Annotated in this window: 23 protein-coding genes and 1 pseudogene; 5 read left to right on the forward strand and 19 right to left on the reverse strand. The window is 60.0% G+C overall.

Going from position 1 to position 26,818, the window contains the following annotated elements:
- Positions 1 to 5: 5 nt before the first annotated feature.
- From ACIQUB_RS24715 to ACIQUB_RS24730, 4 genes are all read right to left on the reverse strand, one after another.
- The gene (locus ACIQUB_RS24715; RefSeq protein WP_402933160.1) at positions 6 to 992 is read right to left on the reverse strand and encodes a BMP family protein; all 987 of its coding nucleotides are present in this window, start codon (positions 990 to 992) and stop codon (positions 6 to 8) included.
- Positions 993 to 1,389: 397 nt separating this feature from the next.
- Positions 1,390 to 2,154, reverse strand: coding sequence for an exonuclease domain-containing protein (locus ACIQUB_RS24720; protein WP_402933163.1), 765 nt, complete (start codon positions 2,152 to 2,154; stop codon positions 1,390 to 1,392).
- A gap of 9 nt (positions 2,155 to 2,163) precedes the next feature.
- On the reverse strand, positions 2,164 to 3,222 hold the full coding sequence (locus ACIQUB_RS24725; protein ID WP_402933166.1) for a DUF1932 domain-containing protein: 1,059 nt from the start codon (positions 3,220 to 3,222) through the stop codon (positions 2,164 to 2,166).
- 153 nt (positions 3,223 to 3,375) lie between these two features.
- The gene (locus ACIQUB_RS24730) at positions 3,376 to 4,035 is read right to left on the reverse strand and encodes a hypothetical protein (protein WP_402933169.1); all 660 of its coding nucleotides are present in this window, start codon (positions 4,033 to 4,035) and stop codon (positions 3,376 to 3,378) included.
- Positions 4,036 to 4,934: 899 nt separating this feature from the next.
- On the opposite strand from ACIQUB_RS24730, the gene ACIQUB_RS24735 reads away from it, so the two are divergent.
- Positions 4,935 to 6,077, forward strand: coding sequence for a Fic family protein (locus ACIQUB_RS24735; protein ID WP_402933172.1), 1,143 nt, complete (start codon positions 4,935 to 4,937; stop codon positions 6,075 to 6,077).
- Positions 6,078 to 6,287: 210 nt separating this feature from the next.
- Positions 6,288 to 6,797: pseudogene (locus ACIQUB_RS24740) on the forward strand (IS110 family transposase); the annotation flags it as partial.
- Positions 6,798 to 6,887: 90 nt separating this feature from the next.
- On the opposite strand, the gene ACIQUB_RS24745 reads toward ACIQUB_RS24740, so the two are convergent.
- From ACIQUB_RS24745 to leuC, 10 genes are all read right to left on the reverse strand, one after another.
- Positions 6,888 to 7,745 carry an oxaloacetate decarboxylase gene (locus ACIQUB_RS24745; protein WP_402933175.1) on the reverse strand — a complete coding sequence of 286 codons (858 nt, stop codon included), beginning with the start codon at positions 7,743 to 7,745 and terminating at the stop codon, positions 6,888 to 6,890.
- A gap of 78 nt (positions 7,746 to 7,823) precedes the next feature.
- A complete protein-coding gene (gene rutA / locus ACIQUB_RS24750) occupies positions 7,824 to 8,903 on the reverse strand; it encodes a pyrimidine utilization protein A (RefSeq protein WP_402933178.1) in 1,080 nt (359 codons plus the stop codon).
- Positions 8,904 to 8,991: 88 nt separating this feature from the next.
- Positions 8,992 to 9,921 (reverse strand): electron transfer flavoprotein subunit alpha/FixB family protein, encoded by a 930-nt coding sequence (locus ACIQUB_RS24755; protein WP_402933181.1) that lies wholly within the window; start codon positions 9,919 to 9,921, stop codon positions 8,992 to 8,994.
- A gap of 23 nt (positions 9,922 to 9,944) precedes the next feature.
- Positions 9,945 to 10,691 (reverse strand): electron transfer flavoprotein subunit beta/FixA family protein, encoded by a 747-nt coding sequence (locus ACIQUB_RS24760; RefSeq protein ID WP_402933183.1) that lies wholly within the window; start codon positions 10,689 to 10,691, stop codon positions 9,945 to 9,947.
- A gap of 29 nt (positions 10,692 to 10,720) precedes the next feature.
- On the reverse strand, positions 10,721 to 11,236 hold the full coding sequence (locus ACIQUB_RS24765; protein WP_402933186.1) for a flavin reductase family protein: 516 nt from the start codon (positions 11,234 to 11,236) through the stop codon (positions 10,721 to 10,723).
- A 28-nt stretch (positions 11,237 to 11,264) separates the two neighbouring features.
- Positions 11,265 to 12,200 (reverse strand): 3-hydroxyacyl-CoA dehydrogenase, encoded by a 936-nt coding sequence (locus ACIQUB_RS24770; protein WP_402933189.1) that lies wholly within the window; start codon positions 12,198 to 12,200, stop codon positions 11,265 to 11,267.
- A gap of 1 nt (position 12,201) precedes the next feature.
- Positions 12,202 to 13,083: an oxaloacetate decarboxylase gene (locus tag ACIQUB_RS24775; protein WP_402933192.1), complete on the reverse strand. Its 882-nt coding sequence runs from the start codon at positions 13,081 to 13,083 to the stop codon at positions 12,202 to 12,204.
- A gap of 3 nt (positions 13,084 to 13,086) precedes the next feature.
- On the reverse strand, positions 13,087 to 13,722 hold the full coding sequence (locus tag ACIQUB_RS24780; RefSeq protein WP_402933194.1) for an isochorismatase family protein: 636 nt from the start codon (positions 13,720 to 13,722) through the stop codon (positions 13,087 to 13,089).
- Positions 13,715 to 14,368 carry a 3-isopropylmalate dehydratase small subunit gene (gene leuD, locus ACIQUB_RS24785; protein ID WP_402933197.1) on the reverse strand — a complete coding sequence of 218 codons (654 nt, stop codon included), beginning with the start codon at positions 14,366 to 14,368 and terminating at the stop codon, positions 13,715 to 13,717. The genes ACIQUB_RS24780 and leuD overlap by 8 nt, the downstream gene beginning before the upstream one ends.
- Positions 14,355 to 15,791, reverse strand: a complete 1,437-nt coding sequence (leuC, locus tag ACIQUB_RS24790) for a 3-isopropylmalate dehydratase large subunit (RefSeq protein ID WP_402933200.1) — start codon at positions 15,789 to 15,791, stop codon at positions 14,355 to 14,357. Before leuC ends, leuD begins: the two co-directional genes overlap by 14 nt.
- A gap of 168 nt (positions 15,792 to 15,959) precedes the next feature.
- Here leuC and ACIQUB_RS24795 point away from each other — a divergent pair, with 168 nt between their 5' ends.
- Both ACIQUB_RS24795 and ACIQUB_RS24800 read left to right on the forward strand, forming a co-directional pair.
- Complete coding sequence (locus tag ACIQUB_RS24795; RefSeq protein WP_402933202.1) at positions 15,960 to 18,011, forward strand: hydantoinase/oxoprolinase family protein; 2,052 nt, start codon at positions 15,960 to 15,962, stop codon at positions 18,009 to 18,011.
- 1 nt (position 18,012) lies between these two features.
- A complete protein-coding gene (locus tag ACIQUB_RS24800) occupies positions 18,013 to 19,785 on the forward strand; it encodes a hydantoinase B/oxoprolinase family protein (RefSeq protein WP_402933205.1) in 1,773 nt (590 codons plus the stop codon).
- Between the two features lie 66 nt (positions 19,786 to 19,851).
- On the opposite strand, the gene ACIQUB_RS24805 is transcribed toward ACIQUB_RS24800, so the two are convergent.
- Positions 19,852 to 20,886 (reverse strand): LacI family DNA-binding transcriptional regulator, encoded by a 1,035-nt coding sequence (locus tag ACIQUB_RS24805; protein ID WP_402933208.1) that lies wholly within the window; start codon positions 20,884 to 20,886, stop codon positions 19,852 to 19,854.
- A gap of 208 nt (positions 20,887 to 21,094) precedes the next feature.
- Here ACIQUB_RS24805 and hisD point away from each other — a divergent pair, with 208 nt between their 5' ends.
- Positions 21,095 to 22,405 (forward strand): histidinol dehydrogenase, encoded by a 1,311-nt coding sequence (gene hisD / locus ACIQUB_RS24810; RefSeq protein ID WP_402933211.1) that lies wholly within the window; start codon positions 21,095 to 21,097, stop codon positions 22,403 to 22,405.
- Between the two features lie 171 nt (positions 22,406 to 22,576).
- Here the strand turns inward: hisD and ACIQUB_RS24815 are convergent, their stop codons facing one another.
- Genes ACIQUB_RS24815 through ACIQUB_RS24830 form a run of 4 tightly spaced genes read right to left on the reverse strand, consistent with a single transcriptional unit; the run spans position 22,577 to position 26,817 of the window.
- Positions 22,577 to 23,311, reverse strand: coding sequence for an SDR family NAD(P)-dependent oxidoreductase (locus ACIQUB_RS24815; protein WP_402933214.1), 735 nt, complete (start codon positions 23,309 to 23,311; stop codon positions 22,577 to 22,579).
- An 8-nt stretch (positions 23,312 to 23,319) separates the two neighbouring features.
- Positions 23,320 to 24,240 (reverse strand): NAD-dependent epimerase/dehydratase family protein, encoded by a 921-nt coding sequence (locus ACIQUB_RS24820; RefSeq protein ID WP_402933217.1) that lies wholly within the window; start codon positions 24,238 to 24,240, stop codon positions 23,320 to 23,322.
- A gap of 11 nt (positions 24,241 to 24,251) precedes the next feature.
- Entirely contained in the window at positions 24,252 to 25,259 is a 1,008-nt protein-coding gene (locus tag ACIQUB_RS24825; protein WP_402933220.1) for an ABC transporter permease, read from the reverse strand.
- The gene (locus ACIQUB_RS24830) at positions 25,231 to 26,817 is read right to left on the reverse strand and encodes a sugar ABC transporter ATP-binding protein (protein ID WP_402933223.1); all 1,587 of its coding nucleotides are present in this window, start codon (positions 26,815 to 26,817) and stop codon (positions 25,231 to 25,233) included. The genes ACIQUB_RS24825 and ACIQUB_RS24830 overlap by 29 nt, the downstream gene beginning before the upstream one ends.
- Position 26,818: the final 1 nt, after the last annotated feature.

Below are 26,818 nucleotides of genomic sequence, written 5' to 3' on the forward strand. Positions count from 1 at the left end.
CCGGCTTACTTCGGCTCGTTCATGTTGCGCGGCACTTCGAACGTACCAGCCTTGATCTCGGCGCGCTTGGCTTCCATCGCAGCTTCTGCATCCGCCGGGGCAACACCCTTCGTATAGGCGATGTCGCTGCCACCTTCCTTCAGGAGGCCGAAGGGAGTGTAATCCTTGCCGACCGGCTTGCCGGCCGCAACATCGGCGATCGCCGCGTTGAGGATCGGGCGGAAACCCCAAAGCGCGTTGGCAAATACGGTTTGCGGATAACGTGGCGTGTAGTCGATCAGGGAACCGACAGCCTTGATGCCGCGCTCCTTGGCCGCATCCGCCGTGCCGATACGCTCGCCGAACAGGATGTCTGCACCGGCATCGATCTGGGCAAGACCTGCCTCGCGTGCCTTCGGCGGATCGAAGAAGGTGCCGATGAAGGAGACGAGCACCTTGGCATCCGGATTGACGGCCTTCACGCCTTCGCCGAAGGCGTTGATCAACATGTTGACTTCCGGGATCGGCATGGCGCCGACGGCACCGACCGTGTTGCTCTTGGTCATCTTGCCGGCCAGCATGCCGGCGAGATAGGCGCCGTCATGGTTCCAGGTGCCGAAGACGCCAAAGTTGTCGCCGGCCTGCTTGCCGCTGGAGCCGAGAACGAAGGCGGTTTCCGGATATTCGCCCGCCACTTCACGGGCTTCGCTTTCGACAGCATAGGCTTCACCGATGATCAGCTTGTTGCCCTGTTCGGCATATTCGCGCATCGCGCGGCCGTAATCGGTGCCCGAAACGCCTTCAGAGAAGACATATTCGATCACGCCTTCCTTAGCGGCTTCCAGCAGGGCTGCATGCAGAACCGAGTTCCAAGCATTTTCGACCGGGGAGCCATGAATGCCGGCCACCTTCAGTGGCACTGCCGTGCGAGCCGCCGGAATGAACGCGCTGGCACCGACTGCTGCTGCAGATGCGATCAGAGCACGGCGTGAGAGCTTGAAATCATTGATCATGGACGAGAACCCCCTGTTTTATCATTTGGTCAAGTTTTGTAGGCAGTGCCCAAAACAGTGTCAAGCGACGGATGTGCTCGCTGATTGGGCAGCCACAATATTTTGGTACGAGCGCGGATGCATATTTAACCGACGGCAATCAGGGCTGACGGTTCAATTGACCACGGCCTGCGTCTCGATCTCTACCACACAGTCGCCAGCTAGATTGCCTGCTTGAATAGGCGTATTGGCAAGCAGGATTTCGCCGAAGAAACGGCCATGCGCGCGCGATACCGGCTCCCATTTTTAGGCATCCCGAGCCCGACGTCCGTCTGCCCGTTTGGACATTTTGCCTAAGAGAGGGCCGCCCGGGCTCTCCCCGCCAATCATTTTCAGGTTGCCTATTCCTGCACCACAGCTAGAAGAGGCGGCCTTGGGCTGGGCTGGGCTCCCGCGCAGGCTGCTCGCTCCGTCGCGCGATTTCCGTTTCGGCAGTGAAACGTACATCTCGATCTCGATCCGCAAGGAAGTGCTGCACGATTTCCATGTCGACTTGATCCCAAGGTTTTCCCCGTGCCGGTCCGGAGGGAACGCGGGGCAAAAGTCCTCGTTCGGCGCTCCACGCAAGCAACTGTCCGAGCGAAGTCTCATTGAGCATGTCGCGAAGATGGTGGGCGGTCACGTATGCGTCGGGTAATGCACGGTGGGCCGGGAGGCCTAACTCGTGAACCAGTCCGCTGGGCATGCGCAGGTAGCGAAGCATCTGGTTGGAAAAACGCGGTAGGTTCGGCCATAGCCTCAACGCGCACTTCCATGTGCAAATCCATTCTGCACCTCCGGTAAGACGAGCAGTGCAATATCGTTGTTCGAACGCAGCGCGGTGAGCGGCCAGTGCTACCAAAGGCCGACGCGGTTGCAGCACCAATGATGCGACTTCCCTCCACAAAGGCGCTCCGGCGACGTCACTGTCGAGGATGTGATGAACGGCCATCGTTTCCGGCGAGATAGGTCGTCCCGGATTCACCATCAATGAGCCACGCTCGACATCAAGTTGCCATCGGCCATCTTGAGTTTGGACCACGTCCTGCCAACCGATTTCGCAAACCTCGTGCGGGCCATTGCCGCCGGTCTCAAGATCGACAACGCGGACAACGGCGATTGAGGTTGGATTGTCTGAGGTCATCGGAAGCGTTTACGTCCTTGTGCTTCCCGGTATGCTGGTGACGGTAGCCAAGATCGGATCACTGGCCGGAAAGCTGTCCTCAAGCCCCTCCTCCAGCCCCTCCTCCAGTTCGGCTTCCAGCTCGACTTTATCCTGGCTTCCGCGAGCGCTCGAAACCGGTTCAAGGCCCTTGCTGCCTTCGTCAAAGTTGCCGTTACTCAAGGCGTCGTACCGATTAACGCTACCCTCCGGTCGCTCGGCCAGCATCTCGGACAAGGTCGTCGCCATCTCGCTGTTGCCTGTGCGGGCGGTTGCCAGTTGTTGGAAGACACCTGCCATTCCGCCGAATATGTCGGCAGCCGAATTATCTGCACCCAAGAACGAAGCAATCTCATCCATTTCCGCGACCCAGCGATATGCTTTCGGGTACATGTCGGGGATGCCTTTGGCGAACTTCGCTACGAGCTGCGACTGGCTTTCAGAAAGTTCGGCCATTAAAGCTTTGTCCGCTCCGTTCTTCGCGGCAGCCAGGAGCATCGAGGTGCCAAGACCGATGAGGCCTTTGTTGATGCCCGCGTAGCACATTTTGAGGGCGGACGCCGTACCGATATCGCTGTCCAGGGCCCGAGCATCCAAGCCGTATCCGACGAGAACCGCTACAGTCTCTTTCGCACCTCCGCTCAGATAGAAGCGTGGACCAGGATTTCCTGCCATCGGAGGCCCGCCGATGATGCAGCCGTCAAGTACCTTGGCATCGGTATCGTCGAACGGCTGAGCGACCGCACGCATCGTCTGAGGTGAAATGGCATTGCAGTCGACAAAGATCGCAGAAGACTGCGACGCGCGCATCGCCGTCGCAACGAGGTCGGCCACTTCCATAGCCTGAGACGGCGGCACGATTGACAGGATAATTTCCGCCTCAACCAACGCCGGCAGATCAACTTCGCGAATACCAGCAGCGGCCGCGCGTTCTCGTGTCCCCGATGATCGTCCCTCTAGGTAGGTGACGATTTCCGCGCCAGATGACAGGAGAGCCTTTGCAACGGCACTTCCCATCGCGCCCATTCCGATAACTGCGATCCTACGCATGGTCACTCTCCACAACTCCACTCAATCTGGAACTAGCGGCGATGGCGCTCGGTGCAAGGCTCTAAGATATCCAGTTTTAGAGCGCCGCGCCCCTGAAGCAGGCCCGGGCGATGAAACGCGAACTGCAATTACCACACTCCGTGCAAAGCTTTGTTAGGTTGACGCGCTCTCTGGCGCTGTATTTCGCCCGAAAATCGGTGTCACGTTGGATGGTTCACTCGGAACCTGCCGCGCGGATTGAGCTCGCCGTTTCCAGAAATTCTCCATCTCCGATATCTTTGCAATGAACTCACTGCGAGGGTCGTAGTAATCGGGGCGGGTTGGCAACGGCAATTGATGTTCAGCGCAGATGCGCTCGACGAGGTCCATCGCACGCAAGCCAAGGCGGGCGTAATCATCCTGTCTGTGCTCGAACAGATCGCTGAAGTCCGGCGGCTCGATTTCGATCGACTCCAACGCATCGCGCACATTGCGAAGCCGGTTCGGCAGCCACCTGATTTCGTCGGCGAGATCGCGGTTTAGAAGCGACCAGTCGGCGTCTTTGGGAAGGACGAGAGCGGGATCATCAGAGTGAAGGAAAAAGTTCTCAGGCTCATCGACGTCGTACTCAGGGTAATCGTGAGCTGCGATATAGCAGGCACCGACGAAGTCATCGATCGCCAGCACAGACTGCATCGCAAGGTCGCGAGCTGCCTGGCTGAATGAACTTTGTCGGACCAACTCACCTCTCGCCCAGAGCCATGCTCCAATCGACGTCGCGCCGATCAGGGCTCCGCCTGCGAAAGTTACTGCAGCTAGGTCGAAGGGGATCATGAGATGTCCTTGAGTGTCAGCTGTGGCTTACCGATAGGAGCACGATTCTCGGAAACAGAGAACGCGTCGTTGTCATCAAATTAGCATCTGCAAAGCAAAATAGAATGCAAGAACCAAGGTTGAAGCCGTTAAGGTCCCCAGAGACAAAATTACCAAACGCAAGAAAATTTCAATCGATAGGAGGCCCTCATAAACGAGTCTCGACGAAAACGTTCAACGTAAGCCTGACTTTCGATTTCGAACTTTTATGAGTGAGGACTTTACAAACTCGTAGCCGGCCCATGCATTAACTGGTTCAAGCAGAACCAGACCCGCGGAGGAAACCAGTTATCTTCATTAACTCAATTTTCGAGCTTTGGAACTCAAGGAACTGTTAACGCGTTATTTTTCGCTTCAGGTAGGAGTGAAGCAGCGCATGTCCGCTGTCGACCGCACTGGCCTCTCTACCTTGTCTATAAACCGCGGGACAGAAGTGGTGGATCACCTCGGACATGACAGTGAGCCACGACTTCCGGCCGCACGCCAGTTCCCTGAAAGGTCGCCTTCCGGCGCAACCTTTCAGAACTGGACGGGGCTACAGAGTTAGCTAGGTGCGCATCGATCGGTCTTGATTCGAGCCCGCGACATACGATCAGAGCTTGCATTCTTTCAGGTGCATCGCCACAACAGGCGATCGACACTATTGATCCGGTTATATCTTTATTGTGGAGTGGGCTGCCTCAAAGTGGGGTTTAGTCGGCCAGTTTCAGCCCTCATCGCCAGCGACTTTATGCGAGCGCGGTAAAACCGACACTGTTTTGAATGCCCAGATTTGGTGTGCGGCGCAAATGGATCATAAACTCCGCAAGTATGCGGAGATAAATCTTGCTATTCTCCGCACACGAGCTCTATCGTGGCATATGACCTATATCTGGCAGTCCGCCCTATGGCCGAAATTCGATTGGAACATCGACCGTCTTACATCGAGGGTGGCGGCAGTGCGTCTTGATCAAGGCAGGCTGATCGGCCGCGTCGAGAGCCTCGGCTTTCGTACGCGCGAGGCAACATTTCTACGAGCGTTGACAGATGATGTTGTGAAATCGTCAGCGATCGAGGGAGAGAAGCTGGATGAGCAGCAGGTTCGATCCTCGCTTGCCATGCGGCTCGGCATCGATATCGATGGATTTGTCACTCCAAATCGCTCTGTTGAGGGCATCGTCCATATGACGCTCGATGCCACGATCAATTGCGCAGACCCGCTGACGGCAGAGCGACTGTTCCAATGGCATGGAGCTCTTTTCCAGACTGGTCGCAACGAATGGGGCCATAAGCTTCGGGTCGGCGACTGGCGTGACGACTCTGGCGGCCGTATGGAAATCGTTTCCGGCGCATTCGGGCACGAAAAAGTCCACTATGTTGCTCCACCCGCAGAGCGGGTGGAAGCTGAGATGTCCACGTTCCTGGAGTGGTTCAACGGGCCGCACGAACATGATCCTCTCGTCAAAGCAGCCATCGCACATCTCTGGTTCGTTGCTATTCACCCTTTCGGCGATGGAAACGGACGCATAACCCGCGCAATCGCCGACATGACGCTCGCACGCAGTGGTGGGGGCGCCCAGCGACTTTATTCCATGTCCGCAGCAATCGAGCGATCCCGCATCGGGTACTATGAAGCTCTGCAATCAATTACCAGCAAGGATAGCCTTGACATCACGAACTGGATCGAGTGGTTCCTCGATCGTCTGGGCAATGCTGTTGGCGAGGCGCTGCTGACCCTCGACAACGTGATGCTGAAAAATGATTTCTGGCAGGCGCATGCTGCAAGCGATCTCAATCCGCGACAAGCCAAGGTCCTCAACCGGCTGCTGGAAGGAAACTTCCAAGGCAAGCTCACATCGACCAAGTGGGCAAAATTGACGAACGCATCCCAAGACACAGCATCTCGCGACATTGCAGACCTCATGGCTAAAGGCATCCTGCAAAAAGGCGAGGCTGGCGGACGGAGCACGGCCTACGAATTGGTTTTGAGCTTTCCAACGAACCACGCTTCTCGATTTGGGTAAAGTCAAACCGGTTGTCGGTGAGGCAACTCCGAGACCGCTTGATGCACGCACCTGGCTCCTCGCATTTATCACGAGGACGGTGCCCATTAAAGGGCGAGGCAGTTTTTCAGCCCACGGTAAATGGTCTTGAGATCCCATCAGGGGTGAGCAGCGGCCAGCACTGTGGCAGAGTGAGGTCGCTCGAAAACTCTCTGGAGGCCAATCATGCCGATGACAGCAGATCAAATTCAAGTACAGACCGCTACCCCCATCGATCTTGGCGCAATTTTCGTCTCGTTGGAATTGAGCAAAGCGACAGGGCTCGTAACGGCTTTATCGCCTGGAAGCGAAAAGATGTCTCGCCATACTATCACTGGAGGCGACACCGCCGAACTATTCTCGTGTTTTGCCGCACTTCGCCAGAAGGCCACGCGGCGTAAAGACAAGCTTTATCCGCTGGTGGTAATCCAAGAGGCTGGGCTTGATGGCTTCTGGTTGGGTCGAGTGCTCAGCAAAGAACCTTGGATAGAGAGCCACATTGTGGAGGCGGCATCGATTGCCAAGCCGCGCCGGCATCGCCGGGCGAAGACCGATCGCATCGACGGCGAAACGCTGATCCGCGCTTTGATGGCGTGGGAACGTGGCGAGCCCCGCGCATGCTCGATGGTCAAACTTCTTACACCCGAGGAGGACGACAACCGTCGTATCGGGCGGGAGCGGAAAACTCTGGTTGCGGAACGTGCTGAAACAAACCTCCGAGGTCCCACGCTTGCCTCATCCAGAACGAGACGCGATGCGGCCCTTATTAATGCCTTCGCTTGGCGGACTTTCCTACCGCGCGTACGTCTTCTCGAAATCCCATACGTCCTCGAAGCCTAGCAAACGGTTGAACTCCTCAAATGGATAGAGATCGATAGCGTCGGTGGTAATGCCATTGTCCTGCAGGTCTTGATAGGCTTGTCGGACGGCATGGCCGTGAGCAAGAAAGCCAAGCGCCGGATAGATGGCCAGCGAGTATCCGAGGTCGGCGAGCTCGTCCCTCGCAACCAGTGGCGTGCGGCCCCCATTGACCATATTGGCGAGTAACGGTCTGTCGATTGCCGCGGCAATCGCTTGGATCTCTACGCGACTTTCTGGCGATTCGACGAAGACGATATCGGCGCCTGCCTGCGCATAAGCCTGTCCTCTTTGGATTGCATCATCGAGTCCGTGGGCCGTGCGGGCATCCGTGCGGGCGATGATCAAAAAGTCACTGCTCGAACGGCTGTCTACGGCGACTCGAATCTTGTCGACCATATCCTGCGTTGGAATGACGCGTCGCCCCGGAGTATGGCCACACTTTTTTGCGAACTCCTGGTCTTCAAGCTGGATGGCGCTGACGCCTGCCTGCTCATAGCCGCGAACCGTCTCGCGGACATTGAGCAAGCCACCATAACCCGTGTCGGCGTCGGCGATGATCGGTGTCTTAGTCATCTTGGCAATCTGGGCGATGCGTTCAAGCATGTCGCGATAGGTGGCGATACCGGCATCCGGCAGGCCAAGATAGGAAGCGATGGTGCCATAGCCAGTGACGTAAAGTGCCTGGAAGCCCATCCTATCGGCAATCAAAGCCGAGATCAGATCGTAAACGCCGGGCGCGACAATGCATTGACCGGGTTTGATTGCATTCTTCAGTACTGGATCGGCCATGCGTCCATTCTCCCATTTTAGGCTCACCGCAGGCCACTGCGGCAAGGCATGCCGCAGGACCGCGTTACAAGTGTTATTTCAGGCAGCCTCGGATAGGTGGCTCCTGCTCTGCATCAGTGGCTGGATCCGTTGACCGAACTGATCGAGCCCGATCAAGAAGTCGTCGAAGGTCAGCATTATGCCCTTGGTGCCGGCGACATCACCAGCTTCGTCCAGCATTCTCGCCACGTTTTCATAGGAGCCGACGAGTGTGCCAATGTTCATGTTGACAGCGCCTTCCGGCAGATTGATCGACTTCGCTGTCGAAGACGCATCGGCTGAGACATCCTTACCGCCTTGATCGGCCATCCATGACAATGCGTCGAAGTCGGCACCGTCACGGTAGCTTTCCCATCTAGCCCGGGCAAGTTCATCCGTTTCGTCCGCAATGACCATGAACAGCACATAGGCGCCGACGTCGCGCCCAGTCTTTGCAGCAGCCTCGATCAACCGCTCGTTGCCCGGTGCATAGGCCTTGGGAGTGTTGATACCCGTACCGAGTACAAAATTATAGTCGGCATATGTGGCGGCAAATTCCATTCCGCGTGGGCTCTGCCCGGCAGCGACGATCTCGATCTTGCTCTGCGGCGTCGGTAGCATACGGCAGTCCTTCATGGTGAAGTGCGTGCCGTCGAAAGTGCAGACGCCGTCCTTCCACAGCGTCTTCATGATATGGACGTATTCGCTGGAGTAATCGTAACGATAGCCAAAATACTTGTCGCCCGGCCACATTCCCATCTGATCGTATTCAGCCATCTGCCATCCGGAGACGATATTGATGCCGAAACGTCCAGGTGCGACGGAATCGATCGTTGCTGCCATGCGCGCGACAATCGCGGGCGGCAAAGTCAGTACCGCCGTCGAGGCGAAAAGCTTGATCTTCTGCGTCACGGCGCCAAGGCTGGCCATCAGCGTGAAAGATTCGAGGTTGTAGTCCCAGAATTCCGATTGCCCGCCGAACCCCCTAAGCTTGATCATCGATAATGCGAAGTCGAGACCGTATTTCTCTGCTTTCTGTACGACCTGCTTGTTGAGGTCAAAGGAAGGCTTGTATTGCGGCGACTTGGTCGAGATGAGCCAGCCGTTGTTACCGATTGGAATAAAAACACCGATATCCATTTTCTAGGTTCCCCTTGTTGCTCGGAGTTCTGTTGCAGTCTGACGAAAATCCGGCCCCCCTCCAGATTTTCGGGTTGTGCCCTCCCCTTCAAATAGCCCTTTCGAGCTGCGGCAGGATTTCAAAGAGATCGGCGACGAGGCCAAAATCGGCGACCTGGAAGATCGGTGCTTCCTCGTCCTTGTTGATCGCGACGATGACCTTCGAATCCTTCATGCCGGCCAGATGCTGGATGGCGCCGGAGATGCCGCAGGCGATGTAGAGATCGGGCGCAACGACCTTGCCGGTCTGGCCGACCTGCCAGTCGTTCGGCGCGTAGCCAGCATCGACGGCGGCGCGCGAGGCACCAACGGCGGCACCGAGCTTGTCGGCAACCGGCAGGATGACTTCCTGGAACTTCTCCGAGGAACCCAGCGCGCGGCCGCCGGAGATGATGATCTTGGCCGAGGTCAGTTCCGGACGGTCGGAGGTCGACAGCGCGTCCTTGACGAAGGTCGAGAGACCTGGATCGGATACGGCCGGGATCGCTTCGACCGACGCCGAACCGCCTTCAGGGGCAGCGGCGAAGGAAGCCGTACGGACGGTGATGACCTTCTTGGCGTCGGTCGACTGCACCGTCTGGATGGCGTTGCCGGCATAGATCGGGCGCTTGAAGGTGTCGGCGGAGACGACTTCGATGATCTCGGAGACCTGGGCGACGTCGAGCAGGGCTGCGACGCGCGGCAGCACGTTCTTGCCGACCGAGGTGGCGGCCGAGATGATGGTGTCGTAGCTCGCTGCCAGCGAAACGATCAGGTCGGCCAGCGGCTCGGCCAGATTGTTGGCAAGCTCGTCGCTTTCGGCGAGCAGGACCTTGGAGACGCCGGACAGCTTTGCGGCGGCGTCGGCTGCGGGCTTGGCGCCCTTGCCGGCGACCAGCACATGCACATCGCCGCCGATCTTGGCGGCTGCCGCAAGCGTCTTGGCGGTCTGGTCGGAAAGGGTTGCGTTGTCGTGATCAGCCAGAAGAAGAATGGCCATGATGATATCTCCTTTCTCGAACCTTAGAGGACGCCAGCGGACTTGAGCTTTTCGACGAGCTCAGCGACCGATGCGACCTTGACGCCTGCCTTGCGGCCGGAGGGTTCTTCGGTCTTCAGCACCTTGAGCTTCGGCGCGGTGGAAACGCCGAAATCGGCCGGCGCCTTCTTGTCGAGCGGCTTCTTCTTCGCCTTCATGATGTTGGGCAGCGAAGCGTAGCGCGGCTCGTTGAGACGCAGATCGGTGGTGACCACGGCTGGGAGCTTGACGTCGATGGTCTGCAGGCCGCCGTCGACTTCGCGGGTCACGGTTGCCTTGCCATCGCCGATCTCGATCTTCGAAGCGAAGGTGGCCTGCGCGGTGCCGAGCAATGCCGCCAGCATCTGGCCGGTCTGGTTCGAGTCGTCATCGATCGCCTGCTTGCCGACGATGATGAGGCCAGGCTGTTCGGCGTCTGCAACGCCCTTCAGGATCTTGGCTACGGCGAGCGGCTCTACCTGGTCGTCGGTCTCGACCAGAATGGCGCGGTCGGCGCCCATGGCGAGCGCGGTGCGCAGCGTCTCTTCAGCCTTGGCCGGACCGATCGAGACCACGATCACTTCCTCGGCCTTGCCGGCTTCCTTCAGGCGAAGCGCCTCTTCCACCGAGATTTCGTCGAAGGGGTTCATCGACATCTTGATGTTGGCCAGTTCGACGCCCGTGCCATCCGGCTTCACGCGGATCTTCACGTTGTAATCAACCACCCGCTTTACCGGGACGAGAATCTTCATTCCCAACTCCTGACTGCTATGACTGGATTTTACCGTGCGATCTCGGCAAGACCCCGATGGAAGGTGCGGTCAAAATAGATCAGCGGCGTGACCTCTTCCGCTCCAAGGTGCACTGCAAGAATCTTGCCAATGAAGATCGAATGGGTGTTATATTTTATCGACTGCGCCACTTCGCAGTCGAAAGCGACGATCGAGGCCGATAGAACGGGGGCTCCGGACGCCAGCTCCAACCAGTCGCCGTCCTGAAAGCGTTCGCCCTTGCGCGCCGTGCTGCTGAATTGGCCGGCAATGTCCAGGCATCCGACCGGCAGAACGTTGACGCAAAAGGCACCGCTTTCCTGGATGACGCTATGTGCGGACGCACTCTCGTTGACGCAAATGAGCAGCGTCGGCGGCTCGGTGCTGACGGAGCTGACTGCCGTGGCGATCAAGCCGGCGCGATTTCCACCCGATGCCGTCGTTATAAGCGAGACGCCGGCGGCAAGCCGACGCATCCCAAGCTTGAAGTGATCGACCAGTTCGGCCGATCGCGTATCGTCTGTCATTGCATTCCCCATTGTTGTTTTTTGCTGTTCAGCGCTTTTCGGCGTCGTGCTGCACCTGGCGCGTCGCCAGGATGTTTTCATCGCGCCAGGCCTGCCGGGCCTTGAGTTGGTCCAGCGGCACCCGCTTGACCATTTCGGCATGCACCGCCTCAGTCAAACCTTCCGGCCAGTCGTAGGCGGTGTTGGCGTTGCGTCCCATACGCCGCATCATGTCGCCCAGATGATTGACAAAGCCTTCGTAGCCATGCGGCGAATTTAGGTGGGCGACCTCGAACGGGCCAATCGTCGACCAGCGCAGCGCCAGCCCATCGGTGATAACCCTGTCGATGTCTGCTGCGTCGCAATAGCCCTCCCCGACCAGATGCAACGCCTCGGCCACAAGCGTGTATTGCAGCCGGTTAAGAATAAAGCCGTCGATCTCCTTCCTGATGACGATGGGCTTCATGCCAAGTTCCGTCATGAAGGTCTTTGCCCGCTCGACGGTCTCCGCGCTTGTCTTCGGCGTGCCACAGAGTTCGACCAGCGGGATCAGCGACGGCGGGTTGACGGGGTGAGCAACGAGGCCGCGCTCGGCGCCATCAAAATCCATGAACAGCGAGCCGGCAAAGGCCGAGGTCGAAGAGGCAAGCACGGCATCAGCCGGCGCATGCCGGCCGATTTCTGCGAAGACCGCCTGCTTGACCTGAATGTCTTCCTTGACCGATTCCTGCACGTGCACGGTGTCGGTAATGGCGTCGGCGAGTGTCGGCGCGAAGCTGATGCGTGCCTCGATATCAGCCACCGGTTCTGTCAGAGCGCTCGATCGGTCGAGCATTTCCAGCGTCTCGAGGATGGCCGCCCGCGTTCTCGGCTCGACCTCGCCACCGCCGCTGTCGAACAGCGACACCGTGTGACCGCCACGAGAAAAAACCACGGCCCAGGCGGAACCGACCAGACCGGTACCGATGCAGGCGACCTTGGCCATCTCACTTCACCGTTTCTTCGGTTGGCCGGGCCCACTTGCGCTCGAACGCCCAGACTTCCTCGAAGCCGATGAGTGTATTGAACTCCTTGAAGGAGAAGAGCGGCAGGTTCGGCGAGTTGGAGGTTCCCTCGGTCTTCAGCACCGAAAGCGCATGTTCGACAGCCTGAGCGGCAGCAAGACCGGTCATCGCCGGGTAGATGGCACAACTGTAACCGATCGCCGAGAGCTCCATGGCGCTGCGTATCGGCGTCAGGCCGCCATCGGCCATGTTCGCCATAGTCGGCTTTCTTAGACGGCGGCAGGCCTCGCGCATTTCCTCCTCGCTCTGCAGAGCCTCGACGAAGAGAATGTCGGCACCGGCTTCACCGTAGGCTTCGGCGCGCTTCAGGGCGCCCTCGAAGCCCTCGCTCTGGCGAGCGTCCGTGCGAGCGATGATCAGCGTGTCCTGCTTGGTGCGCGCCTCGCACGCAACCTTGACCTTCTCGACCATGTCGAGAACCGGCACGATGCGCTTGAACGGCGTGTGGCCGCACTTCTTCGGGAATTCCTGGTCCTCGATCTGGACGGCGGCGACGCCGGCCTCTTCATAGCCGATGACCGTATGGTGCACGTTGAGCAGGCCGCCATAGCCGGTATCGGCATCGGCGATCACGCCGGCTCGTACCGTCTCGCAGAGCGTGCGGACACGATCGACCATCTGTGAATAGGTGGCGATGCCGGCGTCCGGAAGCCCGTAGGCGGATGCGGTCATCCAGTAGCCGGAGGCATAGGCGAAATCAAAGCCCATCTTATTGAAGACGGAGGCGGCGATCATGTCGTGGATACCGGGCGCGACGACGAACGTGCCGGCCTGGAGGGCAGCTTTGAGACTGGGTCTGGTCATGGATTATCTTTCAAGGGAACGCATGTAGGAAACGACTTCGTCCTCGCCGACGACATCGCCGTATTTGGCATCCATGTCGAAGAGGTTCGCTTCGTGTGGCGCCTGGTGGCGATCGCCGACCGCATCGCGAACGATGATCGGAATGAAGCCGTGCGAGCAGCAGTCGACGCACGTGGCGCGGACGCAGCCGCTGGTCGAAAGACCGGTGTGGATCAGTGTGTCTACGCCCATTGCCGTCAGTGTCGAGGCGAGCGACGTGCCGAAGAAAGCGCTCGGATACTGTTTGGAGATGACGATCTCACCGGCATCCACACAAAGGCCCTTCGGCCACTCGCCCATTGGGCTGCCCTGCTCGAAATTATGCAGCACCATGGACTTTTGATAGAAGCGGCCGCCATCGACGCCGCCCGGTCGATAGACGACATTGGTGTAAAGCACCGGTACACCGGTTTCGCGCGCCACCTTCTGAAGTCGCAGCGCCGAAGCGAGCGCATCTTCGACGCCGGCATAAAGGGCGCAGGTCGGATCAAAATAGGCTTCGACGAAGTCGATCATGATGAGCGCCGGGCGCTTACCGTAGCCGATACGCTTGCCGAAGGCTCGCTTGTAGTTGTCGCCGAGGCTTTCTGTATCAGCCAATGGATGTCCCCTTGTCCAAATCGTCAAAAAATTCCAGTTGCTTCTTGGCTAGATAGAGCCACGGGCTGGTTCGCCGCTGCTGCGCCTCGAATGCGCTTATGTCGTCCACATCCTCAGCAAGAATTGCGCCAATCTCGTCCAAGCCCTTCAGCAAGGCTTGCTTGCGAAAGGCATCGACCTCGAAGGTCAATGTCAGCTCGTTGCCGATGGCGATCGTCTGCGCGGCGAGATCGATGCTGAAACGCTTACCGGCCGCCGCTGCCGCCTGGATAGCCTCTAGGTCGGCACCCGTCTTGATGACCGGCAACACGCCGTTCTTGAAGCAATTGGCAAAGAAAATTTCCCCGAAGCTTGGCGCGATCACGCAGCGGATGCCGAAATCGGCCATCGCCCAGACCGCCTGCTCGCGGCTGGAGCCGGTACCGAACGTCTTGCCGCCGACAAAGATCTCCGCCTCGGTAAAAGGCGGCGTATCGAGCACGAAGGGCGCGCCGGATCTGGCATTGCGGCGCTCATGGAAGGCGTGCTTGCCAAGGCCGGTCTTATCTAGCAGCAGCAGGAAGCGCGCAGGAAAGATGATGTCGGTATCAACTTCGTCCTCGTTGAGCCAGGCAGCGACGCTGTCGATCCTCTCAAACGGCTTCATGTAGCGGCCCCATTTCCCTGATATCGGTCAAATGCCCGGTCAGGGCGGCGGCGGCGGCCATGGCGGGGCTCATCAGGTGGGTACGCCCGCCCTTGCCTTGACGGCCTTCGAAATTTCGGTTGGAGGTCGACGCGCAGCGCTCGCCCGCGTTCAGCCGGTCATCGTTCATCGCCACACACATCGAACAACCTGACTGGCGCCACTCGAAGCCGGCGTCGCGAAAGATGATATCAAGCCCCTCGCTCTCGGCCGTGAGGCGGACGGCGGCGGAGCCCGGCACGACAATGGCGGCGACGTTGTTCGCTACCTTGCGGCCGGCAACGACGGCGGCGGCCTTGCGCAGATCCTCGATCCTGCCATTCGTACAGGATCCGATAAAGACGCGATCAATGCGGATGTCGGAAAGCGCCAGGCCGGGCGTCAGACCCATGTAGTCGAGGCTGCGCTGCATGCGGGCTCGGCGCGACACATTTTCCTCCTGTGCCGGATCGGGCACAACCGCGTTGATCGGCGCGCATTCTTCGGGGGTCGTGCCCCAAGAGACGAAGGGTGCAAGTCCCGTAACGTCTATGACGACCTCGCTGTCGAACACAGCGCCCTCGTCGGTGACCAGATCGCGCCAACTGTCGACGGCAGCGTCCCATTGCGTACCGGTTGGCGCCAGCGGCCGGCCTTTGAGATAGGCGAAGGTCTTCTCATCCGGTCCCACCATGCCAACGCGGCTGCCAGCCTCGATCGACATATTGCACAACGTCATCCGCTCTTCCATCGAGAGGGCGCGGACGGCCGAGCCGGCATATTCGATAGCATGGCCGATGCCACCGCCGACGCCGATCCGATTGATGATGGCAAGGATCAGGTCCTTGACTTCGACGCCGTTAGGCCGCTCTCCTTCGAGCAGGATGCGCATGCGCTTCTGCTTGCGTTGGCGAAGCGCTTGCGTCGCAAAAATGCATTCGCATTCACTGGCGCCGATTCCGAAAGCAATCGCACCAAAAGCGCCATGCGTACAGGTGTGACTGTCGCCGCAGACAAGCACGATGCCTGGAAGCGTAAAGCCCATTTCCGGACCAATCACGTGGACGATGCCATGCCGGCGGTCGTTCATAGGTATATAGGGAATAGAGCATCTTTCGGCGTTTTCCACGAGCCGCGCGACCTGGCGTGCAGCCAGGCCGTCCGGCAGTTTGCCGCTGCGGTTTGTTGTCGGAACAGCATGGTCGGCGACAGCAATATGGGCCTCAGGCCGACGCAATGCGCGCTTTTCGTCGATAATTCCGGCAAAGGCCTGCGGACTGGAAACCTCCTGAACGAGATGCCGGTCTATGTAGATAAGGGAGGAGCCATCGGGATAATCCTTAACGACATGACGCGACCAAATCTTGTCGTAAAGTGTTTGCGCCTGCGCGGGCGTGGAATCCATTTGCGGCAAACTCCAAAAAGAGTCGCTTAGAACAGCGACGGACAAAAATCGCGGCCCGCAAATTTAACGCCTTGCGCGCCTGAATGATCGCATTATAGTGATCTTGCATGCGCATGCAATATCAATTTGAACCATGCAGACATGCAAAATTCAGAGGAAGGAAAAACGATGAGACTGGGAGTCGACGTCGGGGGAACGTTTACAGATCTGCTTCTTCATGACGATTCAACGAAGCGGACTTATCAGGCTAAGACGCCGTCAACGCCTGAGGACCAATCAATCGGTGTCGCCAACGGCGTTCGGTTGATCTGCGAGAAGGCGGGCATATCGCCGGCGGACATCTCGCTTGTCCTGCATGGGACGACGGTCGCAACCAATGCCGTTTTGGAAAACAAGGGCGCGCGCGTCGGTCTCCTGGTGACCGAGGGCTTCGAATATACGCTGCACCTTGCAAAATCCTGGACGCCGGGGCCTCTGTTCGGTTGGATCGTCATGAACAAGCCTGATCCGCTTGCGTCGCTTGCCGACACACGCGGCATCCCCGAGCGAATGAACGCCCGCGGCGAAATCGTCCGCGAACTCGATCGCGCGCGCGCCGTCGAACTGATCGACGATCTGTGTTCGTCCGGTATCGAAGCGCTGACGATTTCGCTCATGCATTCCTACGCAAACCCCGTCCACGAGGTGATGCTCGGCCAGATCGTCCGTGAGCGCTATCCAGATATTCCGGTCTCGCTCTCGTCGGACATTCTACCGGAATTCCGCGAGTATGACCGGGCCATTACTACGGTCATGAACGATTACGTCCGGCCGATCATGAAGCGCTATCTTTCGCAGATCGAAAAGCGGCTTAAGGCCGAGGGCGTGACGGCCCGCCTGCACATTGTGCGCTCCGACGGCGGCCTGATGAGCGCCCAGGCAGCCTCTGAACGACCAGTCCACACGGTCCTTTCCGGCCCGGCCGGCGGCGTCACTTCAACCGTCATGGTCTCGCGACGCACCGGTATCGGCAAACTCTTAGCCTTCGACATGGGCGGTACCTCCACCGACGTCTCCGTCATCATCGACGGAGAGCCGACCATCTCGCGCTCGACCGAGGTGGGATCATTCCCGGCCAAGGTGCCGACCTTGGACGTTCGCTCCGTCGGCGCCGGCGGCGGCTCGATCGCCGAGGTCTCCGAACTGACAAAATCGCTGCGCGTCGGCCCGCGCAGCGCCGGCGCCCGCCCAGGCCCGGTCTCCTACGCCCGTGGTGGCACCGAACCTGCCGTCAGCGACGCCAATGTCGTGCTCGGCTACCTGCCGCCGGTCCTGCTCGGCGGCGAGATGAAGCTCGATGTCGACAACGCCCGCAAGGCGGTTGCCAAGATCGGCGAAGCGATCGGCCTGTCGCCGGAAGATGCGGCACAGGGCATCATCGATATCGCCAACGAGGTCATGTTAGGAGCGTTACGCGTGATCACAGTCCAGCGCGGCCTCGATCCGCGTGACTTCGGCATTGTGGCCTTCGGCGGCGCCGGCCCACTGCATGCCAACGCCATGGCAGAGCTACTCGGGTGCTATCCGGTCGTTGTTCCAGCCAATCCCGGGGTGCTTTCCGCCCTCGGCTTCCTGGAATCGGAATTCAAGAACGAGTTCGTTCAGACCTTCATCCGCTCGACATCGGGTCTCGACGAAGCCGACGTGTGGCGCCGTTTCCGCGAATTGGAGCACAAGGCGGTGACGTGGCTCGACGAAGAGCGCGTTCCGGCCGCCGACCGTTCGTTGCGGTATTCGCTCGACCTGCGCTACGAGCAGCAGGGCTTCGAAGTCGCGATCGATCTCGACAGCGGCGTTCTTGCAAATCGCGGCAGCCTCAAGCCGGTGTTCGACAAGTTCCATGAGACGCATGAGCGGCTCTACGGTGTGCGGTTCCACGTGCCGGTCGAGCTGGTGGCGCTGCGCGTCATCGCCACGGGCGCGACGATGCCCGTCGAAGAGGCGGCAGCTGCCGCCGCCGGTAGCGGCGAAGCGCTCATCGAGACGCGGCCGAGCTATTTCAAAGGCCGATGGATCGATACGCCAAACTACGACCGCTCTAAGCTGGTTATCGGTGAGAAGATCGCCGGCCCGGCCATCATCCGCCAGTACGACACCACGACCGTTCTCCTGCCCGATCACTATGCCCAGCTCGACGCCCATGGCAACGTGCTGATCTGGCCGAACTCGAAGGAAAACTGACATGACAAAAGTGGATCCAATAACACTCGACATCATCGAGAACGCTCTGAAGAATGCGCGCTTCGAGATGGACGGCGTCGTCGTGCGCATCGCGCTGTCACCCGTCATCCGCGAACAGCATGACGAATTCCCGATGATCTGCAACGAACGCGGCCAGATGGTCGTCGGCCAGTTCGGCTCCTACATCCCGGCGATCGTCGAGCAGTTTGAGGGCGACCTGAACGAAGGCGATGTCTTCGTCTGGAACGACCCCTACGCCTGCAAGGGCTCCATCTCGCACAACAACGACTGGTGCGTGATGCAGCCGATCTTCCATGAGGGTGTTCTCGTTGGCTTCTCGTCGATCTTCGGCCACATGGTCGATGTCGGCGGCAAGGTGCCCGGCTCCATGCCCTTTGATGCCCGCAGCATTTGGGAAGAGGGCCTGCGCATCCCGCCCGTGCGCATCTTTGACAAAGGCGTGCTCAACAAGGGCGTGCTCGACATCATGCTTAACAACACCCGCACGCCGGACATGAACCGAGCCGACCTTATGGCGCTCGTCGCCGGCTGCCGGACAGCGGCCACCCGGGTGCGCGAGCTCTGCGACCGCTTCGGCCGCCAGACCTACATGAGTGCCTGCGATATGCTGCTCGAGCGCACTCGTGAAGCCATGAAAGTGTTGATCGACAAGTATATCGCCGAGGAGCCGGTGAGCTTCACCGACTACGTCGACGATGACGGCGTCGGGAACGGCCCGTTCAAGATGACCCTGTCGATCTACAAGCGCGGCGACAAGGCGGTATTCGACTGGACAGGAACAGACGATCAGGCCGAAGGGCCGATCAATTTTCACATCCATGAAGGGCTCTGCAAACTGTTCTTCGGCGTCTACATGATCATGGCCTTCGATCCGTCGATCCTGTTCAACGAGGGCTTTTACGATCTCTTCGAGGTCGTGCTTCCGGAGGGCAGCCTCCTCAACCCGCGCTTCCCCGCGGCGCTCTCGAACCGCCTGAACACCCATACGCGCTTCTTCGACTGCCAGGCCGGCGCACTCGGCCAGCGCGCGCCGCATCTGTCGATGGCGGCCGGCTACGGCACCAGCCCGCACTTCATCTTCACGGGCCACGACAAGGACAACAAGTATTTCCAGCTGATGGAACTTCTGTTCGGCGGCGTACCGGGTCGCCCGCGCGGCGACGGTCTGGACGGCCACGCCTGGTGGCCGCTCTTCTCAGCTACCCCAATCGAATATATAGAGAACTATTATCCCGTCCTGGTCGAAAGCTATCGTCCGATCCGTGATTCCGGCGGAGCCGGCCTCAATCGCGGCGGTGCGGGCATCGAGAAGGTCTATCGCCTGCTCGAGCCCGGCAAGGTCTCGATCCACGACGACCGAGAAGTGGTGCCCCCCTGGGGCATCAATGGCGGTGAGTTCGGTGGCACCTCGAGCAAGTGGCTGGTTCGCAACGGATCCGGGAACCGTGAGCGCATTCCCTCGAAGATCGACAACCTAACGGTCAACGCAGGTGATGTCGTGGTCTTCAACACTGCCGGCTCCGGCGGTTGGGGCGACCCGCTGGACCGGCCGGCGGAATCCGTGGCCCGTGATGTCCAGTATGACCTGGTCTCGCGTGAGAAGGCCAAGACTGCCTACGGCGTGGTGCTGACTGGCGACGATAAGGTCGACGAAGCGGCCACGGTCGCGTTGCGGTTGGAAATGAAGACGGTTCGCGGTGCGCCCGAACCCTTCAACTTCGGCTATTTCCCACCGGCCGAGGCCGCGGAATAAATGCAACACGAAGACCCTGCCGGATGACGGCAGGGTCGATCGTACCAATGCGAAATACAAGAAGATTCAATTGTCGTCGGGAACCGGGATCGTCGATCGCCAGATCATCGTACCAGCGATCGGTCGGTCGCGGGTCAGATCGAATTCCTTGATGGGGTCATCGAGATGCAACAGTTCCAGCGTCTCGCTGACCATGGCATCGATCGGCTGGCAGACGGTTGTCAGCTGGTAAGGCGCCCTGGCGCCTTCGGGAATGCCGTCAAAACCGGCAATCATTACGTCGTCGGGAATGCGCTTGCGATAGCGCGAACGCAGCGTATCGATCGCGCCCATCGCCATGATGTCGGCAATGCCGAAAATGGCGTCGGGCAGCGGCAGCCCTTTTGATACATGCATATCCACGGCCGCGCCGCCGCCCTCATAAGACGAGCGACCGGGATATTCGATGATGGCGTCGCGCGATATTCCCGCTTGCAGCAGCCGATCGACGAAACCGCGAACGCGATCCTGGCTAGTGGTACCGTTCGGATCGCCTGTTATCATCATGAAGGACTTGGCCTTGGCCGCCAGGAAAGCATCGGCAATCATCTGGCCGCCGCGGACGTTGTCGCAACGTACGCCATAGGCCCCGCTGTGCGGGATATAGCGATTGAACAGGACCACGGGTATGCCGCGATCGTGGCACATGTTGATCATCCGTGTCGACAACTGCGCTGATGTCAGGATGACCGCCTCGATCTGGTACTGCAGAACCTTCAGAATTGCTTCGTCGGTCCCCATGGCCTCTGACAGAGTGAAGGTCAGAATCTGCCGACCCCGCGCCTGCAACTCCTGACTGAAAGCTTTAAGCGTATGGACATAGAAAGGATTGTCCAGCGTGCCGACGATCAGCGCCACGATGTTGGAGCGATTTTTGGTCAGGCTGCTGGCAATGGAATTCGGGACATAGTTCAGCTTGCGCGCCGCATCGACGATTTTCTGACGCGTCGTCTCCTTGATGCTTGATCCAGGCGTAAAGGCGCGCGATACGGCCGATTGCGAAACACCCGCCAGCGCAGCCACGTCAAACGATGTTGCCCTGACGTGTCTTCCCTCAGCCATTCAATTCCCTCGCATTCGCATGCAAAAAACCAACCACACTATGTCACGTTTCTCTCTATCAGGCCTCGAGCCTGTGGAAAAGCCTTCCAAGTGCCGTGTCCATGCAATTTGTTCAACTCTCTGTCAAAATTCGCCGTCCCATCCACAGATGATTGACAGGTGGCATGAACGAGCATTAATGAATACGCATGCAAAACGGGAGATGCCTATGCCTGAGATCATAAAAACTGCTGCCAAACAGGATAGCATGGAAGAAGCCGACGCCAACGTGCGCCATACTGTCGAGACCATTCTCGCCGATATCGCCAAGCGCGGCGATACAGCTGTGCGCGAGCTCTCCCAAAAGTTCGACAGTTGGTCGCCCGAGAGCTTCGCTCTGACGCCGACGCAGATCGCTTCAGCCATGGATCAGGTCTCGCCCGACGATATCGACGACATCAAGTTTGCACAGCAGCAGGTCCGCAATTTCGCCCAGCATCAAAAGGCCGCCCTTCGCGACATCGAGGTAGAAACGTTGCCAGGCGTGATTCTCGGCCATAAGAACATCCCCGTCAACTCGGTCGGTTGCTATGTTCCTGGCGGAAAGTACCCCATGGTTGCGTCGGCGCATATGAGCGTTCTCACCGCCAAGGTGGCCGGCGTCAAGCGGGTCGTCGCAGCCGCCCCGCCCTTCCGCGGCGGCGCGCATCCGGCAATTGTCGCCGCCATGCACATGGCGGGCGCAGATGAGATCCTCGTGCTTGGCGGCGTCCAGGCGATCGGCGCCATGGCGCTTGGAACCGAGAGTATCGGCGCAGTCGACATGCTGGTCGGCCCGGGCAACGCCTTCGTGGCCGAGGCCAAGCGACAGCTTTACGGCCGCGTCGGCATCGACCTTTTCGCCGGCCCGACGGAAACCTTGGTCATTGCCGACGAAAGTGTCGATGCCGAAATGTGCGCCACCGATCTACTCGGCCAGGGCGAGCACGGGCCGACCTCACCATCGATCCTGCTTACGACATCGCGCAAGCTGGCGACCGAGACGATTACTGAGATTGAGCGACTGCTTGCCATCCTGCCGACGGCGGATATCGCCCGCCGGTCCTGGGACGATTTCGGCCAGGTGATCCTTTGCCAGGACGATGCCGAGATGCTCGCCGTTGCCGACGAGATCGCCTCCGAGCATGTGCAGGTGATGACCCGCGACCCCGATTATTTTCTGGCCAACATGACGAACTATGGCGCCCTGTTTCTCGGGCCGCGCACCAATGTCGCCTATGGCGACAAGGTCATCGGCACCAACCATACGCTGCCCACGAAGAAGGCAGGCCGCTACACCGGTGGTCTCTGGGTAGGCAAGTTCATGAAGACCTGCAGCTATCAGAAGGTGCTGACCGACCAGGCGAGCGCTCTGGTCGGCGCCCGTTGCTCGCGCCTGTCGATGCTTGAAGGCTTCGTCGGCCATGCCGAGCAGGCCAATGTCCGCGTCCGCCGCTACGGCGGCCAGAACGTGCCATACGGCACCGCCGCCTCGCGCTGAGATCGATGCCACGGCCCGCCCAAGGCGGGCCGCTTGCCTTGGCTAAGGAAGCGTCTTCTGTTTGTAAAACTGCCCGACCTATTGGAAAAGCCATTTGGAGGCGCGCTGTTTCCTAAGTCAGGCGACCACAGACCTTGCTCATCCTGATCACACCGGCTTCGATGCCTTGGGTCAGGCGGCCGTCCAGCCGCCGTCGACCGGCAGCACCACGCCGGTGATGAAGCTCGAACGCGGACTCAGCAGGAAGGCGGCGGCCTGTGCCGTTTCGCTGGCCTTGCCGAAGCGACCGAGTGCGTGGCGCATCCGCGCGGCATTCTGCGCCTCCAGCGACACGCCAGTGAAAGCCCGATCCATCATCGGCGTTTGCGTCGCCCCCGGTGCCACGGCGTTGACGCGCAAGCCGCTTGCGGCGTGATCGACGGCAAGGCTTCGTGTCATGGCATTGATCGCGCCCTTTGAGGCGGCATAGGAGACGCAGTCGCGGCCGCCGGAAAGGGAGAGCTGCGATGAGCACAGCACGACCGAAGCACATTTTCCGGCATTCGAAAGGTCCGGCAGGAGCGCTGCCACTGCATTGGCGGAGCCGATGACGTTGATGTCAAACACGCGCCGCCACTGGTCGATGGAAATCTCGTCAAGCCGCCCCGGCATCTCGATGCCGGCGAAGGCGGCAAGCCCCTCGATCGGGCCGAAGCGTGCCGCAGCACCCGCGGCGATCTCCGCCAGAGCCGCGCGGTCGCAGACATCGGCGGTATGGGTGCAGACGCTATCGGATAGCTCGTCGGAAAAGTGCAAGTCAACGCCAATGACGACAGCGCCCTCGTTCGAAAGTAAATTGGCTGTTGCCAATCCGAGGCCGCTGCCAGCGCCCGTGACCATGATCCTGCGTCCGGAAAACTCGCCCATGGAGAACCTCAATAGGGGTTTGACTGCAACCATTCGACATAGGCATGCAGCCCATCTGAGAATGAGATCTGCGGTGCCCAGCCGAGCTCCGCTGCGGCGGCGTCGAGCAGCATGCGGCCCTGTATGTCAGCTCCGGGCAAGGAACCGCCGCCGATCCGGGCGCGCACCGTCGGCATCTGTGCGGCGATCGTCGCCAGCATCTCTTCAACGCGGACCGTTTCCGCGCCGTTGATGTTAAAGGCAACCCGTCGCGGTACCGCAGCCTCTAGGGAGCAGATAATCGCGGCAACCACATCATCGACATGGACGAACTGCAGCCGATGATCGGCGCCCGCATCGAGCCGATAGGGACCTTCCGCCGCCGAGCGTACGATCGGCTGGATCAGCGCGTCGGTCATGCGGCCCGGGCCGTAGACCCAGCCGATCCTGAGCGCAACGGCGCTCAACCCGCACTTCTCGGCATAGGTCTGCAGGATAAGGTCGGCCGCCGCTTTGCTCGAGCCATAGAAGGTCGAAGCGGTCAGCGGCGCCGTCTCGTCGACAAGATCGAGGCCCGGCGTGTGTCCATAGGCGGAGACCGACGAAAGCCCGACGAAGCGGGCGATGCTGGACGCCGCTGCAACTGATAGAAGCTGGCTGGTGCCGCGGATGTTGATGTCGAGCACTTCTCCAGGGTTGTCGCCCAACAGCATCGGCCCCGAAATGCCGCCGCAATGGACGATGGCCTTGCAGCGGGTCGCGATAACCGGCGCATGTCGGGTGATGTCGCGGACATCCGCGACGTAGAACTCCGTCTCAGGCGCCTGGCGCGGTGGCGCGACATCAGTCGCGATCACCTTGTCGCCTCTCTCCAAGAGGGCTTTGGTAAGCTTCGAGCCAATGAAGCCGGCGGCGCCGGTCACCAGGATTGCCTCTCTCTCGTCTGACACGATGCCGTATCCTAGCCGATGTCGGTTTCTTCGCGACCGCGGGCAAACTGCGACACGGTGACGGCCAGGATCAGCGCTGCACCGTTGAAGGCGCTGGTGACCCAAAGCGGAATGCCAAGCATCGTCAGCCCGGTGATCCCGGTTGCCAGGAAGTAGACGGCAATGACGGCCCCCCACGGATTGAAGCGGCCAGGCATGATCGCCGTGGCGCCCAAATAGGCGGCGGCAAAGGCAGGCAGCAGGTAGTTCAGGCCCGAAAATGGGTCGGCGGCTCCGAGCAGGCCGGCATAGACGATGCCGCCGATTGATGCGAGCACGGCGGAGGTGATCAGGCAGCCGATCCTTACGCGATCGACGTCGATCCCGGACAGGCGGGCTACCTCGCGACTGCGGCCGACGAACAGGATGCGCCGGCCGAGCGGTGTATATTCGAACACCAGCCAGATGATGATGGCGATGAGGATGACGTAATAGAAGGCATAGGAAATGCCGAAGAGGCGCCAGCGTGAGATCATGTTGATCAGCACCGGCGAAATCCCGCCTATCGTCGAGGAATTGGTCATCCACTGGACGACACCGGTTATGACCGAGGTCGTGCCGAGTGTGACAACCAGCGACGGAATGCGCACATAGACGATAAAGAAGGAATTAACGATGCCGGTGACGAGCCCGGCAAGAATGGCGATAGGCAATACGGCGCCGATCGGTAGCCCATAGACGGCGTTGAGCACGCCGACCGTCACCGCCGAAAGCGTCAGCGTCGCGCCGACGGATAGGTCGTAGTCGCCGGCCGTCAGCGGAATGATCAACGCCAGCGCCAGCACCGCGCCGGGCGCCTGTGTGGCGAAGAGGATCGAGAAATTGGTCCAGGTCAGGAAAATGCCAGGAAGCGCGATGCTGAAAGCCGCAATGATGATTGCCCAGACGGCCACCAGCGCAAAGCGCTCGATCTGGCGTCCGATCTTATAGCGCGATGCGCCCTTTGGAGCGTCAAGCGACGTCGAGACTTGAGTGACCATAGCAGGCCTCCGCGATATTGTCTTTGGTGATCCGGCTGCCAGTTAGTTCGTCGACCACACGCCCGCGGGCGAAGACGAGAACACGGGTGCACAGATCGGCGAGTTGTTCGAAATCGGAACTGGCGCAGATGACGGCCGCGCCGTTGTCGGCAGCCTTGCGGATGACGTCGAAGACCTGCTGCCGGGTCCCGACATCGACGCCCTGCGTCGGCTCATCGAGCATCAGAAGCTTGGGGTCGCGGATCAGCCACTTGGCGAGGAGCACCTTCTGCGCATTCCCGCCGCTAAGCTGCCCCAGGCGGAGGCTCGGATTGTTAGGCCGAACCTCATATTCAGTTGATATCGCGCTCGCCCTTCTGGCGATCACGCCCCGCTTCAGCCCGAATTTGCCCATGTAGCGTTTGAGGTCGAGGATCAGCATGTTCTCCGCGATGCTGAGGCTGGCAATACCGCTCGCCTTCGGCCGGTCTGCCGGTAGTAGCGCCATCCCGCGTGCCACGGCGTTCTTGGGGGCCATCGACGTCAGCGACAACTCCTTGCCGTCGAGGACAAGCGTGCCGCCGGATGCTCTGTCGGCGCCGAAGACGAGATAGGGTATGCGCTCGTAGCCGGAGCCAATCAGGCCGGAAAGCCCGAGAATTTCGCCTTCCGCAACCTCGATCTTCGATATATCCAGGCCCGGTTCGCGGACGTCGCGGATGACCGCCCTGACCGGTCGGCTCGCCCGCTCGTCCACCTTTGTGACGCTGCGCACGATGCGGCGGCCGATAATGCCCTCGACGAAATCGTCATGGTTGGCCTGCTTGGTGATCAGCGTGCCGCTGACGGCGCCGTCGCGCAGGATGGTGGCGCGGTCGGTGATCTCGCGCACCTCGTCGATGTCGTGCGAGATGAAGATGACGCTGTCACCATGCAAGGCGACCTGTCGGACCAGCGCGAAGAGCCGGTCGACACCTTCGCGCGGCAGGAACGGCGTCGGCTCATCGAGGATCAGGATGCCGCGCCGGCCGCTGGCGGCCTGCGCCGCACGCAGGTCGTCCGAGGCGCGCACGATGGCAAGCAGCGCCCTGTCGATCTGCGAGATCGAGCCGGTGCGTGCGTCGAGGTCGAGAGCGATGCCGAAGCGATCGAGCGCTGCCTGGGCTGCTGCGCGCTCGATCCGCCAGTCGATCAGCCCCTTTGGAGCCGTGATCGACGCAACGCGCATGTTTTCGAGGACAGAAAGCGACGGCACCAATCCGAGATTCTGATGGACAAAGGCCATCTGATAGTCGCGGAAGGCGCCGGCCCGCATGGGCAGGTCAAGCGGCCGGCCGAATATCGAGATGGAGCCGCCCGCATCGGGCGCGTGAAAACCCGAGAGGATTTTCACGAATGTCGATTTTCCCGAACCGTTCTGCCCGAGAAGACCGTGGACCTCGCCGGGCTCGACGAAGAAATCGATTCCCTTGAGGGCCCTCGAGCCCCCAAAGGTCTTGGCGATCTTGGAAACGAGCAGGGCCGGCGTCTTAGCCGCTTCGCCCTCAACACTCGCCCTGGTCTCCTCTTTGACGGTCATA

It is taken from the genome of Rhizobium sp. NPDC090275 (assembly GCF_044772225.1).
Classification (GTDB): Bacteria; Pseudomonadota; Alphaproteobacteria; order Rhizobiales; family Rhizobiaceae; genus Rhizobium.